The sequence below is a fragment of the Streptomyces aidingensis genome, assembly GCF_900112355.1.
GTDB lineage: Bacteria > Actinomycetota > Actinomycetes > Streptomycetales > Streptomycetaceae > Streptomyces > Streptomyces aidingensis.
The window spans coordinates 1-15,932 of the sequence record NZ_FOLM01000004.1; the positions used below are offsets into that span (position 1 = coordinate 1).

Annotated in this window: 13 protein-coding genes and 2 rRNA genes; 12 read left to right on the plus strand and 3 right to left on the minus strand. The window is 73.6% G+C overall.

What is annotated here, in order from left to right:
• The 11 genes from BM242_RS31140 to BM242_RS09525 all read left to right on the plus strand — a co-directional run.
• Positions 1–156 (plus strand): 23S ribosomal RNA (locus tag BM242_RS31140); the annotation flags it as partial.
• 69 nt (positions 157–225) lie between these two features.
• Positions 226–342, plus strand: a 5S ribosomal RNA gene (gene rrf, locus BM242_RS09480).
• 97 nt (positions 343–439) lie between these two features.
• Positions 440–1,285, plus strand: coding sequence for an NTP transferase domain-containing protein (locus BM242_RS09485; RefSeq protein WP_093838299.1), 846 nt, complete (start codon positions 440–442; stop codon positions 1,283–1,285).
• A gap of 6 nt (positions 1,286–1,291) precedes the next feature.
• Positions 1,292–2,698, plus strand: coding sequence for a molybdopterin molybdotransferase MoeA (locus BM242_RS09490; RefSeq protein WP_093838300.1), 1,407 nt, complete (start codon positions 1,292–1,294; stop codon positions 2,696–2,698).
• Positions 2,695–3,798: a potassium channel family protein gene (locus tag BM242_RS09495; protein WP_093838301.1), complete on the plus strand. Its 1,104-nt coding sequence runs from the start codon at positions 2,695–2,697 to the stop codon at positions 3,796–3,798. Before BM242_RS09490 ends, BM242_RS09495 begins: the two co-directional genes overlap by 4 nt.
• Positions 3,799–3,828: 30 nt before the next feature.
• Positions 3,829–4,809, plus strand: a complete 981-nt coding sequence (locus BM242_RS09500; RefSeq protein WP_093838568.1) for an NAD(P)H-quinone oxidoreductase — start codon at positions 3,829–3,831, stop codon at positions 4,807–4,809.
• Positions 4,810–4,967: 158 nt separating this feature from the next.
• Entirely contained in the window at positions 4,968–5,846 is an 879-nt protein-coding gene (locus BM242_RS29845; RefSeq protein WP_217652439.1) for a hypothetical protein, read from the plus strand.
• Positions 5,847–6,074: 228 nt separating this feature from the next.
• On the plus strand, positions 6,075–6,707 hold the full coding sequence (locus BM242_RS09510; protein WP_093838303.1) for a PadR family transcriptional regulator: 633 nt from the start codon (positions 6,075–6,077) through the stop codon (positions 6,705–6,707).
• Positions 6,704–7,522, plus strand: a complete 819-nt coding sequence (locus tag BM242_RS09515; protein ID WP_093838304.1) for an ABC transporter ATP-binding protein — start codon at positions 6,704–6,706, stop codon at positions 7,520–7,522. Before BM242_RS09510 ends, BM242_RS09515 begins: the two co-directional genes overlap by 4 nt.
• A complete protein-coding gene (locus tag BM242_RS09520) occupies positions 7,519–10,377 on the plus strand; it encodes an FtsX-like permease family protein (RefSeq protein WP_093838305.1) in 2,859 nt (952 codons plus the stop codon). The genes BM242_RS09515 and BM242_RS09520 overlap by 4 nt, the downstream gene beginning before the upstream one ends.
• Before the next feature lie 21 nt (positions 10,378–10,398).
• Complete coding sequence (locus tag BM242_RS09525) at positions 10,399–10,947, plus strand: bacterial proteasome activator family protein (protein WP_093838306.1); 549 nt, start codon at positions 10,399–10,401, stop codon at positions 10,945–10,947.
• A 108-nt stretch (positions 10,948–11,055) separates the two neighbouring features.
• Here the strand turns inward: BM242_RS09525 and BM242_RS09530 are convergent, their stop codons facing one another.
• From BM242_RS09530 to pdhA, 3 genes are read right to left on the minus strand one after another with little or no spacing between them, the layout of a single operon-like run.
• Positions 11,056–12,537 (minus strand): dihydrolipoamide acetyltransferase family protein, encoded by a 1,482-nt coding sequence (locus tag BM242_RS09530; protein WP_093838307.1) that lies wholly within the window; start codon positions 12,535–12,537, stop codon positions 11,056–11,058.
• 24 nt (positions 12,538–12,561) lie between these two features.
• Positions 12,562–13,527 (minus strand): alpha-ketoacid dehydrogenase subunit beta, encoded by a 966-nt coding sequence (locus tag BM242_RS09535; protein ID WP_093838569.1) that lies wholly within the window; start codon positions 13,525–13,527, stop codon positions 12,562–12,564.
• Between the two features lie 43 nt (positions 13,528–13,570).
• Positions 13,571–14,776 (minus strand): pyruvate dehydrogenase (acetyl-transferring) E1 component subunit alpha, encoded by a 1,206-nt coding sequence (gene pdhA / locus BM242_RS09540; RefSeq protein ID WP_093838308.1) that lies wholly within the window; start codon positions 14,774–14,776, stop codon positions 13,571–13,573.
• A gap of 476 nt (positions 14,777–15,252) precedes the next feature.
• Between pdhA and BM242_RS09545 the strand changes: the two genes are divergently transcribed.
• Positions 15,253–15,915, plus strand: coding sequence for a response regulator (locus BM242_RS09545; RefSeq protein ID WP_093838309.1), 663 nt, complete (start codon positions 15,253–15,255; stop codon positions 15,913–15,915).
• Positions 15,916–15,932 lie beyond the last annotated feature (17 nt).

Below are 15,932 nucleotides of genomic sequence, written 5' to 3' on the forward strand. Positions count from 1 at the left end.
TGAAGGCATCTAAGCGGGAAGCCGGCTTTGAGATGAGGACTCCTGCCCACGTTGATGGGGTAAGGCTCCCTGGAGATGACGGGGTTGATAGGCCGGGGATGGAAGCCTTGTGAGGGGTGGAGTCGACCGGTACTAATAGGCCGAGGGCTTGTCCGCAGGTGCTACGCGTCCACTGTGCGGTTCTGGAACAGCAACCCGGAACCGGTGTTGTGTGTTCCTTGGTGTTTCGGTGGTCATAGCGTGAGGGGTACGCCCGGTTACTTTCCGAACCCGGAAGCTAAGCCTTGCTGCGCCGATGGTACTGCATGGGGGACCGTGTGGGAGAGTAGGACGCCGCCGAACAATTCTTGATGAGAGGTCCTGTCCTGGGGTGATCCCGGGACAGGACCTCTTTCTTTTTGTTTTCTTTTTGTTTCTTCTGGGTCTGCATACTGGGGGGATGCAGGACACTCCGTGGGATGCCGTGGTGCTGGCCGGCGGTGGGGGGCGCCGGCTGGGTGGGGTGGACAAGCCTGCCGTGGAGGTGGGCGGGCGCAGTCTGCTGGACCGGGTGCTCACGGCCTGCGCGGGCGCGCAGACGGCGGTGGTGGTGGGGCCGCCCCGGCCGTTGAGAACCCGCGCAACGGCGGTCGTATGGACCCGGGAGGAGCCGCCCGGGGGCGGGCCGCTGGCGGGCCTGGCGGCCGGGCTGCGCCTGGTGCGTCAGCCGCTGGTCGTGGTGCTCGCGGGGGATCTGCCGTTTCTCTCCGCGGACTTGCTGGCGGCCCTCCGGCGGGTGCCCGAGGGCGCGGACGGGCTGGTGGCCAGGGACCCGGAGGGCTATGACCAGCCGCTGACGGCCTGCTACCGCACCGAGGTGCTGCGCGGCGCTCTGGGCCGGCTGGCCCCTGACCAGGGCGGGCCGGCGGACCTACCCTTGCGTGCGGTGACGCGGACGCTGACACTCGGCCGGGTCGCCGTGGGGAACACTCTCGATTGCGACACCTGGGCGGACATCTCCGCCGCCAGAGCCAGGATCAGGGAGCATGAGCACGTGCTGGATGAATGGATCGCCGCCGTCAAGGCCGAGCTGGACATCGACCCGGAGGTCGATGTGAAGGCACTTCTGGATGCCGCCCGGGACGCGGCGCACAATGTCGCGCGGCCCGCGGCACCGCTGACCACCTTCCTGATCGGCTATGCGGTCGCCAGGCACGGCAGAGGACAGGCGGAGGCGGCCCGTGCGGTGGGGGAACTCGCGGAGCGCTGGGCGCGCGAGCGGCAGGGTGAGCCGAAGGAACAGTGATCAGCCGTGACGGATGAGTTCGAGGATGCGCTGGCCCTGGCGAATGGCCGGGGCGCGGCCGCCGCAGATCCCGACCCCGCCGGGGCCGACCCGGCCGCCGGGGTCTCGGAGCAGCGGGGCCCGGCGCCCGGCGGCGGCGCGCACGGCCACCGCCCGGTACGGGACGGCCGGCGTTCGGCGCCGCCCTGGGCCGCGGCCCGTGAGGCGCGCCGTCCGGTGAGCCGCCCGGCGGCGCATCACCCGGACGACGAGTCCGTCAGCTGGGAGGCGGCCCGCCGGGCGGCTCACCGGACGGCGCGCCCGCTGCCCGTGGTGCAGCAGCCGCTGGACCGGGCGCTCGGCCACACCCTGGCCGGACCGCTGACCGCGCTGACCGATCTCCCGGCCTTCGACACCTCGGCCATGGACGGCTGGGCGGTGGCCGGACCGGGCCCGTGGCATCTGACCGCCGACCCCGGGGTGCTGGCCGGCCGGGACGATCCGGCGCCGCTGTCGGACGGGCTGGCCGTGCCGATCGCCACCGGGGCCAGGATTCCGCCGGGCACCACCGCGGTGCTGCGGTCGGAGCGGGGCACGGTGGCCGCCGGGCAGCTCCGCGGCGCCAACCCCGCGCCCGGGGCGGACATCCGGCCGCGCGGCCAGGAGTGCCGCTCGGGCGCCGAGCTGCTGCTGCCCGGGACTCCGGTGACGCCGGCCGTGCTGGGGCTGGCGGCGGCGGCCGGTTATGACGAACTGCCGGTGGCGCCCCGGCCGCGGGCCGAGGTGCTGGTGCTGGGCGACGAACTGCTGCACAAGGGCCTGCCGTCCGGCGGGCGGATCCGGGACGCGATCGGGCCGATGGCCGGGCCGTGGCTGACCGCCCTGGGCGCGGACGTGCTGGTGACCCGGTGTCTGGGGGACGATGCCGGGGCGCTGTACGAGGCGGTGACCTCCAGCCGGGCGGATCTGATCGTGACCACGGGCGGCACGGCGGCCGGGCCCGTCGACCATGTGCATCCGGTGCTGACCCGGGTGGCCGCGCGCCTGGTGGTGGACGGGGTGGCGGTGCGGCCCGGGCATCCGATGCTGCTGGCCGAGCTGCCGTCCGGGACCCCGCTGGTGGGGCTGCCGGGCAATCCGCTGGCGGCCGTCTCGGGCCTGCTGACCCTGGCGGCCCCGCTGCTGGCCGGGCTGGCCGGCCGCGGCCCGGGGCTGGACGGCACGGCCGGGCTGCTGGAGGACATCACCGGGCATCCGCGTGACACCCGGCTGGTGCCGGTGGACTTCGCCGAGCCGGGCCGGGTGCGTCCGCTGCACTACTCCGGTCCGGCCATGCTGCGGGGCATCGCCGCGGCGTCCGCGCTGGCCGTGGTACCGCCCGGCGGGGCGCGGGCCGGCGGGGTGGTGCGGCTGCTGGAACTGCCGCGGCCATGAGGCTTCCCCCCGCTTCCCAGGACCGTTGGGCGACGGACGAACAGTCGCACGGTGTGCATCTGCCGCGGGCGCTGCACGGCCCGCTGCTCCAGGTCGGCAGGCGGCTGGGCATGGCGCTGCTGGTGCTGCTGGCGGCCTGGCTGATCGTCTACCTGGACCGGCATGATTACGCGGACAACGTGGACGGCGAGGTCAGCGGACTGGACGCGGTGTACTACGTGACGGTGTCGCTGTCCACCACCGGATACGGGGACGTCGTGCCGCGCACGGACCAGGCGCGGCTGCTGACCACGCTGGTGATCACCCCGCTGCGGGTGCTGTTCCTGATCATTCTGGTCGGCACCACACTGGAGGTGCTGACCGAGCGGACCCGGGAACAGTGGCGGATCGGCCGCTGGAGGAGAACCATGCGCGACCACACGGTGATCGTCGGCTTCGGCACCAAGGGCCGTTCGGCGGCGGAGACGCTGATGGGCACGGGCCTGGCCCAGGACCAGATCGTGGTGGTGGACCCGGATCCCCTGGTGGTGGAGCAGGCGAACGCCGACGGCTATGCCGGGGTGGTGGGGGACGCGACCCGCAGCTCGGTGCTGCTGCGGGCCCGGGTGGACCGGGCGGCGCAGGTGGTGGTCGCCACCCAGCGGGACGACACGGCCGTGCTGGTGACGCTGACCGCCCGGCAGCTCAGCCGCCGGGTGCGGATCGTGGCCTCGGTGCGGGAGGAGGAGAATGTGCCGCTGCTGAAGCAGTCCGGCGCGGACTCCGTGATCACCAGCGCCTCCGCGGTGGGCCGGCTGCTGGGCCTGTCCATGGTCAGCCCCAGCTCGGGCGCGGTGATGGAGGATCTGATCCAGCAGGGCAGCGGGCTGGCCATCAAGGAGCGCCCGGTGGTGCGGTCCGAGGCCGGGCGGTCGCCCCGGGAGGCCGAGGATCTGGTGGTGGCGGTGATACGGGGGCACCGGCTGCTGAGCTTCGACGATCCTGAGGTGGCCACCCTGGAGCTCCAGGACCGGGTGGTGGTGATCCGCCGGGCGGAGGGGCGGAAGAAGCCGCCGGAGCCGGAGCGCGGCCCGGGCTCGTGGCGGATTCCGCGGCGCTGAGCGGGGGGCGCTAGCCTTCCGGCCATGGCGATGCATGCGATCACCATTGCGGAACCGGGCGGCCCCGAGGTCCTGGTGTGGACGGAGGTGCCGGAGCCGGTGGCGGGGCCGGGCGAGGTGCTGGTGGAGGTGGCCGCGTCCGCGGTCAACCGGGCGGATGTGCTGCAGCGCCGCGGCTTCTACGATCCGCCGCCGGGTGTCTCGCCCTATCCGGGGCTGGAGTGCGCCGGGACGGTGGCGGCCGTCGGCGAGGGCGTGGTGGGCCTGCGGCCCGGCGACCGGGTGTGCGCGCTGCTGGCGGGCGGCGGGTATGCCGAGCGGGTGGCGGTGCCCGCGGCGCAGGTGCTGCCGGTGCCGGACGGGCTGGATCTGCCGACGGCGGCGGCGCTGCCGGAGGTGACCTGCACGGTGTGGTCGAACGTGTTCCGGACGGCGGGGCTGCGGCCGGGCGAGACGCTGCTGGTGCACGGCGGGGCGAGCGGCATCGGCACCATGGCGGTGCAGCTCGCCAAGGTGGCCGGGGCCCGGGTGGCGGTGACCGCGGGCAGTGCGGAGAAGCTGGCGCGCTGTGCGGAGCTGGGCGCGGATGTGCTGATCAACTACCGCGAGCAGGACTTCGTGGCGGAGGTGCGGGCGGCGACGGACGGCCGCGGCGCGGATGTGGTGCTGGACATCATCGGTGCGAAGTATCTGGCGCGGAATGTGGAGGTGCTGGCCCCGAACGGCCGGATCGTGGTGATCGGCTTGCAGGGCGGGGTGCGTGCGGAGCTGGATCTGGGGGCGCTGCTGGCCCGGCGGGGGACGGTGGCGGCGACCTCGCTGCGGGCCCGGCCGGTGGCGGAGAAGGGGGCGATCGTGGCGGCGGTGCGGGAACATGTGTGGCCGCTGCTGGCGGACGGCCGGGTGCGGCCGGTGATCGACCGGCGGGTGCCGATGGCCAGGGCGGCGGAGGCGCACCGGATCATGGAGTCGGGTGTGCATGTCGGCAAGATCGTGTTGACTGTGGGCTGACCGCGCCGGGCCGCGGGTTGCCGTTCGGGCGGGAGTCACCGGGTGGGCATGTGCTGCTCACCGGCCGGAGATGCCGTTGTGAGTGGCTTGTGTGACGCTGGTGGCACTGCCGGGGGCGGGGTTGTGGAAAGACGTACGGACGGCGTGCGGAGGCTTTGGTGAGCGCATGGGCGGGCGTCGCGACGTCGTTGTCGGCGATGGCCGTGCTGCTGGTGGCGCCTTCGGCGGCGGGCGCGGTGTCGCCCGCGCCGCTTCTTGCGGGACAGGTGACGGTGGCCGCTCCGGGCTCGACGGAGGAGCCCGGCGGAACGGGTGAGCCGGGGGCGTCCGCGGGGTCCTCGGAGGGCGGGGACGGCACATCCGGCACCGGGGAGCCCGGAGGCGGCACGGGAGATGCGGACGGCGCAGACAACGCAGACGGCGCGGAAGACGCAGAAGACGCAGAAGACGGGGACACCACGGGCGGACACACCGCGGACGGCGCCGACGGCGGGACGGGAGCGGTTCCTGGGGGCCCGCGGGGGGACGGGGAGGACGGCCCCGGCGGCTCGGGCGGGCCGGCCGGGGGCGATGCGCAGGGCGAGGGCACCGGCGACCGGGAGGTGCCGGGCGACGACTGGCGGCCCAAGGGCGCGAGCGGTGCGGCGCCGTCCTGGGCGCCTTCGGCGGCGCACGGGCGGCAGCGCGGACCGCAGGGCCCGCTGCCCCAGCTGGGCGTGGACCGAGGCGGCCCCGGTGACGGGCCGTCGGCCGGGGAGACGTGGAGCGGCAGCCCGGCCGGGCGGGACGGCCGGTGGACGGACCCGGGCGGGGAGCGGGGCGCGGGCGGGCAGCCGTCCGCCGGGAGCGGCACGGCCGGTCCCACCGGGGGGCTTCCGGACGGCCGGGTCGCGGACGAGCCGGGCCGGACGGCGGGGGTGACGGCCGCGCCGGGTACCGGCGGGCCGCTGCTGCCGGTGCTGCCCTTCGGCGCCGGGCTGGCCTGTCTGGGCCTGGGGCTGGGCATGCTCGCCTACCAGCTCCGGCGCGGTCACTAGGCCCGCTCGTCAGCGGCAGCCCGCGGCGTCCGGTGCGCCCCCAGGCCCTGCGTGCGGGCTCGGGAGGTGTCCCCTGCACGGCGGAGGGCCGGCATCGCGGCGGGATGCGGTGCCGGGCGTCGCGGGCCCGGGGGCCTCCCGGACGACGTCCGGGGGAGGGATGTGTCAGACGGAGCCCGGCCCCGGGGCGACTTGCGCCCACCGGCATACTCGGTATACATACTCGGTATGTCAATTCGCTACGGCCTGCTGGCGCTGCTGGAAAGCGGTCCCCGGTACGGCTCACAACTGCGGGCCGAGTTCGAGTCGCGCACCGGGGCGACCTGGCCGCTCAACATCGGTCAGGTGTACACCACGCTCGGGCGGCTGGAACGCGACGGCCTGATCGTGCCCGACGGGGACCGGGACGCCAAGCAGCAGCTCTACGCCATCACGGACACCGGCCGGGAGGAGCTGCGGGACTGGTACCGGCGGCCGGTGGACCGCACCCAGCCGTCCCGGGACGAGCTGTCCATCAAGCTGGCCATGGCGGTCGGCGCCCATGGCGTCGACATCGAGGGGATCATCCAGCAGCAGCGCCGCCACACCCTGAAGGCGATGCAGGACTACACCCGGCTCAAGGCCCGGGCGCTGGCCTCCGGCACCGAGACCCAGGACGAGATCGCGTGGCTGCTGGTGCTGGAACAGCTCATCTTCCAGGCGGAGGCCGAGGCGCGCTGGCTGGACCACTGCGAGGCCCGGCTGGTCAGGCTGGCGGCCGGCCGGCGCCCGGAACAAGGACCGCGGCCGCAGCCGGAGACAAAGGACGAGGGCCGGGCGGCCGTCGCTCCCGGACCGGCCCGAGGGGGGAGGAACCGATGACCGACGACAACCCGAGGACCCGCAGGGAGCAGGAGCCGGAGCCGGGGCCGGAGCCGCGGCCGGGCCCGGAGCCCACCGGCGGCGGACCGGGGAACGTCCCCGTCCTCCAGCTCAAGGACCTCTCCCGGGTGCACGGCAGCGGCATCGCCGCCGTGCACGCGCTGCGCGGGGTCAATCTCTCCGTCTGGGCCGGGGAGCTGGTCGCCGTCATGGGACCGTCCGGCTCCGGCAAGTCCACCCTGCTCACCCTGGCCGGCGGGCTGGACACCGCCAGCGGCGGCCAGGTGCTGGTCGAGGGCCGGGACCTGGCCGCGCTCAGCCGCGCCGGGCTGGCCAAGGTGCGCCGCGCCAGCGTGGGGTACGTCTTCCAGGACTACAACCTCATCCCGGCGCTGACCGCCGCCGAGAACATCTCGCTCCCCCGGGAACTGGACGGCATATCCGCCCGGCAGGCCCGGCGCGAGGCGCTGGCCGCGCTGGAGGAGATCGGCCTGACGGAGGTCGCCGACCGGTTCCCGGACGAGATGTCCGGCGGCCAGCAGCAGCGGGTGGCCATCGCCCGGGCCATGATCGGCGACCGCCGTCTGGTGCTGGCCGACGAGCCGACCGGCGCGCTGGACTCCGAGACCGGCGAGGCCGTGCTCGCCCTGCTGCGCCGCCGCTGCGACGAGGGCGCGGCCGGGGTGATGGTCACCCATGAGCCGCGGTTCGCCGCCTGGGCGGACCGGGTGGTCTTCCTCAAGGACGGCTCGGTGATCGACGAATCCGTCTCGCCGCGCGCCGAATCCCTGCTCACCGGCGAGGGCGCGCGGTGAGAGGCTGGCACACCTGGCGGGCCGCACTGCGCATCGCGCGCCGCGACGCACTGCGCGCCAAGGGCCGCAGCGCGCTGGTCGTCGCCATGCTCGCGCTGCCCATCATCGGCGTCAGCGGTGCGGATCTGATGGTGCGCAGCGGCCAGCTCGACACCGGGGAACGGCTCACCCGGCTGATCGGCGCGGCCGACGCCGCGTACCGGGACGAGGCCGAGGGAAGGCCGCTGTACCAGAGCCCCGAGGCCGATCAGGTGTACTGGCGGGAGGGGGACGACGCGACATCCGCGGGGGCCGGACCGGCCGATGGCGAGCCGGTGCCCCTGGAGGAGGTGCTGCCGGACGGCGCGCGGGCGATCACCGAGCGCACCGTGTGGGGGCTGGACGTGCAGACCGAGGCCGGAATCGGCTTCACCGCCCTGCGGGAGCTGGCGGTGAGCGACCCGCTCGCCGAGGGCCTGCTGACACTGCGCGGCGGCTCCTGGCCCGATGCCGAGGGCGAGGTGGCGGCCACCGAGGCGTTTCTGGCCGAGAGCGGTTACCGGATCGGCTCCGAGCTCACCCTGCCGGACCTGGATGTCACCCTGGTCGTCACCGGTGCCTACGAGATTCCCGGCGCGCTGGGCGACTCCGAGCTGCTGACCGTTCCGGACGCCGGACTGCTGGGGCCCGGCACGCAGTACCTCGGCTGGGACCACGGGACCCGGTATCTGGTCTCCCGCCCCGGCGGGGTGAGCTGGGACGAGGTGATGGCCGCCAACGACAGCGGCTGGGTGGTGGTCTCCCGGCAGGTGGTGACCGATCCGCCGCCCCGGGCCGAGGTGCCGCTGTACGCGCAGCAACTGGACTACCGCGACGGCGGTGTCGACGGCGAGGTCGCCGCGGTGCTGGTCACCGTGGTGGCCCTGGTGATCACCGAGATCTGCCTGCTGGCCGGGCCGGCCTTCGCGGTCGGCGCCCGCAGCTCCCGCCGGATGCTCGGCCTGGTCGGCGCGAACGGCGGCGACCGCGGCCAGATTCGGGCGATCATGCTGGCCAGCGGGGTGGTGCTGGGCCTGGTGGCGGCGGTGGCCGGGATCGCGATCGCCACCGTGGGCACGCTGCTGCTGCGGCCCTGGCTGGAGGAGCAGACCGGCGCACGGTTCGGCTCCTTCGACTTCCGGCCGCTGGAAATGCTGGCGATCGCCGGCCTGGCGGTCATGACCGGTGTGATCGCGGCGCTGATCCCGGCGGTCACCGCGGCCCGTACCCCCGTGCTGGAGTCGCTCACCGGGCGGCGCGGGGTGCGCCGGGCCGGGCGGGTGCTGCCGGTGGCCGGCGGTGCGGCGTTCCTGCTGGGCAGCGGGGTGGCCGTGGTCGGCGGGCTGCAGTTCGACAGCACGTCGGTGGTCGGCGGCGGCGCGGTGGTCGCCGAACTCGGGCTGGTCGCCATGACCCCGGTGCTGGTGGGGCTGTTCGGGCGGGTCAGCCGCCGGCTGCCGCTCTCCGGCCGGCTGGCGCTGCGGGACGCGGTGCGCAACCGTTCCCGGACGGCGCCCGCGGTGGCCGCGGTGCTGGCGGCGGTGGCCGGTTCGGTGGCGGTGGCGACCAGCGTGGCCGGTGACGAGGAGCAGAACCGGGCCGACTACAGTGCGCGGCTGCCGCACGGCGTGGTGGCCGTGGAGGCGGTGGAGGCGTACCACGCGGATCTGCTCGACGGCACCCGGGCGGCGGCCGAGGACACCCTGCCGGTGGACCGCCGGGTGGATGTCCGCCGCATCCAGCCCGGCCCGGAGAACTGCGGGCTCTGGTCCGGCTCCGGCCCGGGCTGCGGGTACCTGGAGGTCCTCACGCCGCCGGAGAACGAGTGCGACTACGAGAAGTTCGAGGCCGACCTCGCCGCGGCCCGGGCGGCGGGCGAACTGCCCGAGGAACTCGACTGGCGCTGCGCGGACGCCAGCGGCTCCCACATGTCTGCGCTGGAGGCGTCCGTCGTCGTCGCCGGTCCCGATCTGCTGGAGCTGCTGGGGGTGACGGACCAGCGGGCGGTGTCGGCGCTGGAGGCCGGCCGGGCGGTGGTGTTCCGGCGTGCGCTGGTGGACGGCGACGGGCGGTTCCGGCTGGGCCTGTACGACGAGGATCCGTATCTGGAGTCGGATCAGTGGCCCGACGAGGACACCCTGCCCGAGCCGGACCGGCAGGTGGCCTTCCCGGCCCAGGTCGCCCAGGGGCTCACCGATGACGACGGTGTTCCGATGAGCATCGGGCTGGACGCGGTCATCCCGGCCTCGGCCGCCGAGGCCGAGGATCTCCGGCTGGTGGACTACGCCAGTCTCTACACCACCACGCACCTGCCCGACTCCGCCGAGCAGCAGCAGTTCAACGCGGCCCTGAAGGAGGCCGACGGCGGCGCGTGGGTGTACATCGAACGCGGCTACACGGGTGACCAGGGGCTGGTGCTGCTGGTGCTGACGCTGGTGGCCGGGGCCATCACGATCGGCGCGGCCGGTATCGCCACCGGGCTGGCACAGGCCGACTCGGAGGCCGATCTGGCCACCCTGGCCGCGGTGGGCGCCCCGCCGCGGGTGCGGCGCACCCTGTCCGGCCTGCAGTGCGCGGTGATCGCGGCGATGGGTGTGGTGCTGGGCACGCTGTCCGGCATCGTGCCGGGCATCGGTCTGCGCATGGCGGTCTACCGGCAGCACCAGGAGTGGTACGAGCCGCTCTATGACCCGTTCGGCACCGACGCGCCGCAGCTCTTCGTGGCCGTGCCCTGGGGGACGATCGGGCAGTTGCTGATCGTGGTGCCGCTGGTGGCCGGGGTGCTGGCGGCGCTGCTGACCCGGTCGCGTGTCGGCCTCACCCGCCGTGCGGGCTGAGGGGGGAGGCATGATGGGGTTATGACGCAGCCGAGGAACGAACCGACGCAGGACAAGCCGCAGCATGTGCTGGTGGTCGGACCGGACGGCATGGCCCGCAGCGGCCCGGCGGCCGGGCGGGGCGATGACGAGCCGGCCGAGACCCCGGTGACCGAGATGGTCGAGCAGCCGGCGAAGGTCATGCGCATCGGCAGCATGATCAAGCAGTTGCTGGAGGAGGTGAAGGCCGCACCGCTGGACGAGGCCAGCCGGGCCCGGCTGAAGATGATCCACTCCAAGTCGGTCGAGGAACTGGAGGAAGGGCTGGCCCCGGAGCTGGTGGAGGAGCTGGAGCGGCTCTCGCTGCCGTTCACGGACGACTCGGTGCCCACCGACTCGGAGCTGCGGATCGCCCAGGCACAGCTCGTGGGCTGGCTGGAGGGTCTTTTCCACGGCATCCAGACGGCGCTGTTCGCGCAGCAGATGGCGGCGCGGGCGCAGCTTGAGCAGATGCGGCGGGCGCTGCCCGCGGGCGCCGGCGAGGAGGGCCCCGGGGGGCGGGAGCACCGCGCCGGCGGCCCGTATCTGTGAGCGGAAGTCAGCGGGGAGCGGGGGCGGATGACGGGGCCCGGCGCCGGACGGCGCCGGGCCCCGTTCCTTCGGGCCGGCCGGTCAGTGCCGGCCGGTCAGGGCAGCTGATCAGGCCCAGGTGATCAGGCGCTGCCTGGGGTGTTCCAGCACGGCCGCGGTGTCGGCCAGCACCTTGGAGCCGAGCTCGCCGTCGACCAGCCGGTGGTCGAAGGAGAGCGCCAGGGTGGTGACATGGCGCGGCTTGACCTTGCCCTTGTGCACCCAGGGCTGGAGCCGGACGGCGCCGAAGGCCAGGATCGCGGACTCGCCCGGATTGAGGATCGGGGTGCCGGAGTCCACCCCGAAGACCCCGACGTTGGAGATGGTCACCGTGCCGCCCTGCATGGCGGCGGGCGGGGTCCGGCCCTCCTTGGCGGTGGCCACCAGTTCGCCCAGGGCCCGGGACAGCTCGGGCAGGGTCATGGCGTCGGCGTCCTTGATGTTGGGCACGATCAGTCCGCGCGGGGTGGCCGCCGCGATGCCGAGATTGACGTAGTCCTTGTAGACGATCTCCTGGTTCTCCTCGTCCCAGGAGGCGTTGATCTCGGGGTTGCGGCGGATGGCCACCAGCAGCGCCTTGGCCACCAGCAGCATGGGATTGACCCGCAGGCCGGCCATGGCCGGGTCCTGGCGCAGCTCCTCCACCAGCTTCATGGTGCGGGTGACGTCCACGGTGATGAACTCGGTGACATGCGGCGCGGTGAAGGCGCTGGTCACCATGGCGTGCGCGGTGACCTTGCGGACCCCCTTGACGGGCACCCGGCGCTCCCGGATGGCGGCCAGGCTCTGCGGCTCCACGCCGACCGGCTGCTCCTCGGCGGCCGGTGCGGCTGCGCCTTCCGGGGCCGGCCGGGCCCCGGCGGTGTGCGCCTCGTGCACGGCGTAGACGTCGTCGCGGGTGATGACGCCGTCCGGGCCGCTGGGGATCACCGTGCCGAGGTCCACGCCCAGGTCCTTGGCCAGCTTGCGGACCGGCGGCTTGGCCAGCGGGCGGGGGGCGGCGGTGGTGCCGGGGGCGGTCTCGGGCGGCGGCGGGGCGCCGTTCATCTCCCGCTGCACCGCCGCTGCCGCCGGGGTCGCCGGGGTCGCCGGGGTCGCCGCTCCGGCGGGCGCGGCGGGCGCCGCGGGGGCGCCCGGCGGGGTCTTGCGGGGGCGGCGCCGGGTGGCGGCGGCCGTGACGCCGTAGCCGACCAGGACCGGTTCCCGGCCGCCCGCCTGCGCCTCAGCGGCCCCTGCGGGCTCGCTCGATTCGGCGGCCTCGCTGGGTCCGGCGGCCTCGGCCGGGGCGCCGGGGGCGGTGTCGATGGTGATGATGGGGGTGCCCACATCGACCGTGGCACCCTCCTCGAACAGCAGCTCGTGCACGGTGCCGTCATAGGGGATCGGCAGTTCGACCGCGGCCTTGGCGGTCTCCACCTCGACCACCATCTGACCGTCGTGCACCTCGTCACCGGGCTGGACGTGCCAGGTGAGGATCTCGGCCTCGGTGAGACCCTCGCCCACGTCGGGCATCTTGAACTCGCGGAAGCGCTGTGGTGAAGCTGTGGTCATCGGTGCGACTCTCCTCCGCCTTGATCAGTACGCCAGCGCGCGGTCGACGCTGTCCAGCACGCGGTCGAGGCCGGGGAGATACTCCTCCTCCAGCCGGGCCGGCGGGTACGGGGCGTGGAAGCCGCCGACCCGCAGCACCGGTGCCTCCAGATGGTAGAAGCACCGTTCCGTGATCCGCGCGGCCACCTCGGCGCCGGCGCCGAAGAAGACCGGGGCCTCGTGCACGATCACCAGCCGCCCGGTCTTCTCCACCGAACCCTGGAGGGTGTCGAAGTCCACCGGGGAGATGGACCGCAGATCCACCACCTCCAGCGAGCGGCCCTCCTCCTCGGCGGCCTGGGCGGCGGCCAGGGCGGTCTTCACCGTGGGGCCGTAGGCGGCGAGGGTCAGGTCGGTGCCCGGACGGATCACCCGGGCCCGGTGCAGCGGGCCCGGGATGGCGGTGGTGTCCACCTCGCCCTTGTCCCAGTAGCGGGCCTTGGGCTCCAGGAAGATCACCGGGTCGTCGCACTCGATGGCCTGCTGGAGCATCCAGTAGGCGTCCGAGGGATTGGCGGGCGAGACGATCTTCAGGCCCGCCACATGGGCGAACAGCGCCTCGGGGGATTCGCTGTGGTGCTCCACCGCGCCGATGCCGCCGCCGTACGGGATGCGGATGACCACCGGCAGCTTGACCGTGCCCAGGGCCCGGGCATGCATCTTGGCGAGCTGGGTGACGATCTGGTCGTAGGCAGGGAAGACGAAGCCGTCGAACTGGATCTCGGTCACCGGGCGGTAGCCGCGCAGTGCCAGGCCGATGGCGGTGCCGATGATGCCGGACTCGGCGAGCGGGGTGTCGATCACCCGCTCCTCGCCGAAGTCCTTCTGGAGACCGTCGGTGATCCGGAAGACGCCGCCGAGCTTGCCCACGTCCTCGCCCATGACCAGGACCTTGGGGTCGTTCTCCAGCGCGGTGCGCAGCGAGGTGTTGAGCGCCTTGGAGAAGGCCATCTTCGCCGGGCCCGCCGGCCCGCCGCCTGCGTTCGCCGCCATCTCAGCGGACCCCCTCGTTCTTGGTCCCGGTTCCGGTCTCGGTGTCGGCGAAGGAGTCCAGGTACGCGGCGTACCCGGCGCGCTCCTCGTCGACCAGGGCGTGGCCGTCGGCGTAGACGTGCTCGAACATCGCCATGTGCTCCGGGTCGGGCATGGTGCGGATGGCCTCCCGTACCTTCCTGGCCAGCCGGTCGCTCTCCTCGTCCAGGGCGGCGAAGAAGTCCGCGTCGGCCAGCTTCTCGCGCTCCAGGAGGCGGCCCAGCCGCAGCAGCGGGTCCTTGCCCTGCCATTCCTCCAGCTCGTCGGAGGGGCGGTAGCGGGTGGGGTCGTCGGAGGTGGTGTGCGCGCCCATCCGGTAGGTGAACGCCTCGATGAGCATCGGGCCCTCGCCGGCCCGGGCCCGCTCCACGGCCGCCCTGGTGACCGCCAGCACCGCCAGCACGTCGTTGCCGTCCACCCGGACGCCGGGGAAGCCGAAGCCGGCCGCGCGCTGGTAGAGCGGGACCCTGGTCTGCCGCTCGGTGGGCTCGGAGATGGCCCACTGGTTGTTCTGGCAGAAGAACACCACCGGCGACTGGTATACGGCGGCGAAGGTGAACGCCTCGCTGACATCGCCCTGGCTGGAGGCGCCGTCGCCGAAGTAGGCGATCACCGCCTGGCCGCCGCCGTCCTTGGCCACGCCCATGGCGTAGCCGGTGGCGTGCAGGACCTGGGAGCCGATGACGATGGTGTAGAGGTGGAAGTTGTTGCTGCCCGGATCCCAGCCGCCGTGGTTGACGCCGCGGAACATGCCCAGCAGCTTGGTCGGGTCCACGCCGCGGCACCAGGCCACGCCGTGCTCGCGGTAGGTGGGGAAGACGTAGTCGTCGTCGTGCAGGGCGCGGCCGGAGCCGATCTGGGCGGCCTCCTGGCCCAGCAGCGACGGCCACAGGCCCAGCTCGCCCTGGCGTTGCAGGGCGGTGGCCTCGGCGTCGAAGCGGCGGGTGAGGACCATGTCGCGGTACAGGCCGCGCAGCTCCTCGGGGGTGGGATCGACCGCGTAGTCCGGGTGCTCGACGCGCTCACCCTCCGGGGTGAGAAGCTGCACCATCTCGGGGGCGCGGGGGGTACCGGGGGCGGGGGGTTTGCCCGGCTGGGTCTTCTTTGCGGCGCGCTTGGCGCTGCTGCGGCGAGGTTTGCCGCGCGCGGCAGTGCTGTCCACGGTCACTGTGCTCCTCCGTCGGTCCGGCCCCCGGGGTTTCCGGGCGCCAGTGCGGCTCGCCCGGTGCCGTGCGGCGCACGGGGTGGGTGCGGCGCGGTCGGAGCCGAGCGGGACAGGCATGTTCCGGCATATCGGATGTCTTTAGTATGTCCAATATGTCGGTGTAATGTCGGTGTAAGTGTCCCGTTCGCCGGCCCGTGACGGGCGCCGCAACAAGCACCGTACCCAGGAACTCACGTTCCCGTGAAACGCCGCTGACCTGCGGATTTACCTGGATATCCAAGTAAATCGCGGGCAAGCCGGGATCGGCACTGGTCACAGCTTCGCAAGCCGGGCGGGGACATGCGCACCGTAGCTGAGCCGACTGGCTTAGGGAAGCCTTGGGCGGGGACGGGTGCGCCCGGGCCCGCGCCTCGCGGCTGCGGTTACCGGCGAGTAGTGGACGGCGGGCGGGGGCGGCCCGGTTGTGTGAGACTGGGGACGTGCACAAAGACGGAAAAATTACCGTATTCCTCGTCGATGATCATGAGGTCGTGCGGCGCGGGGTGTACGAGATGCTGTCGCTGGAGTCCGATATCGAGGTGGTCGGCGAGGCCGGCACCGCGGGAGACGCGGTGAACCGGATTCCCGCCGCCCGGCCCGACGTCGCCGTGCTGGACGTGCGGCTGCCGGACGGCAGCGGTGTGGAGGTCTGCCGCGACATCCGGGCCCGGGACGAGTCCATCAAATGCCTGATGCTCACCTCCTTCGCCGACGACGAGGCGCTGTTCGACGCGATCATGGCCGGGGCCTCCGGCTATGTGCTCAAGGCCATCCGCAGCTCGGAGCTGCTGTCCGCGGTGCGCGACGTGGCCGCGGGCAAGTCCCTGCTGGACCCGGTGGCCACCCAGCGGGTGCTGGAACGGCTGCGGGACGGCGCGGACCGCCGCGACGACCGGCTGGCGCAGCTCACCGAGCAGGAACGCCGCATCCTGGACCTGATCGGCGAGGGGCTGACCAACCGGGCCATCGGCGAGCGGCTGCATCTGGCGGAGAAGACGATCAAGAACTATGTCTCCAGCCTGCTGGCCAAGCTGGGCATGGAGCGCCGCTCGCAGGCCGCCGCGTATGTGGCCCGGCTGCAGGCGGAGAAGGAGCAGCGCTAGCCGCACGGGCCCTCTCG

Excerpts from the sequence above, each read along its gene's own strand:
- BM242_RS09485 (WP_093838299.1), top strand. The coding sequence starts at position 440 with ATGCAGGACACTCCGTGGGATGCCGTGGTGCTGGCCGGCGGTGGGGGG.
- BM242_RS09495 (WP_093838301.1), top strand. The coding sequence starts at position 2,695 with ATGAGGCTTCCCCCCGCTTCCCAGGACCGTTGGGCGACGGACGAACAG.
- BM242_RS09500 (WP_093838568.1), top strand. The coding sequence starts at position 3,829 with ATGCATGCGATCACCATTGCGGAACCGGGCGGCCCCGAGGTCCTGGTG.
- BM242_RS09515 (WP_093838304.1), top strand. The coding sequence starts at position 6,704 with ATGACCGACGACAACCCGAGGACCCGCAGGGAGCAGGAGCCGGAGCCG.
- BM242_RS09525 (WP_093838306.1), top strand. The coding sequence starts at position 10,399 with ATGACGCAGCCGAGGAACGAACCGACGCAGGACAAGCCGCAGCATGTG.
- BM242_RS09535 (WP_093838569.1), bottom strand. The coding sequence starts at position 13,527 with ATGGCCTTCTCCAAGGCGCTCAACACCTCGCTGCGCACCGCGCTGGAG.
- BM242_RS09530 (WP_093838307.1), bottom strand. The coding sequence starts at position 12,537 with ATGACCACAGCTTCACCACAGCGCTTCCGCGAGTTCAAGATGCCCGAC.
- BM242_RS09510 (WP_093838303.1), top strand. The coding sequence starts at position 6,075 with ATGTCAATTCGCTACGGCCTGCTGGCGCTGCTGGAAAGCGGTCCCCGG.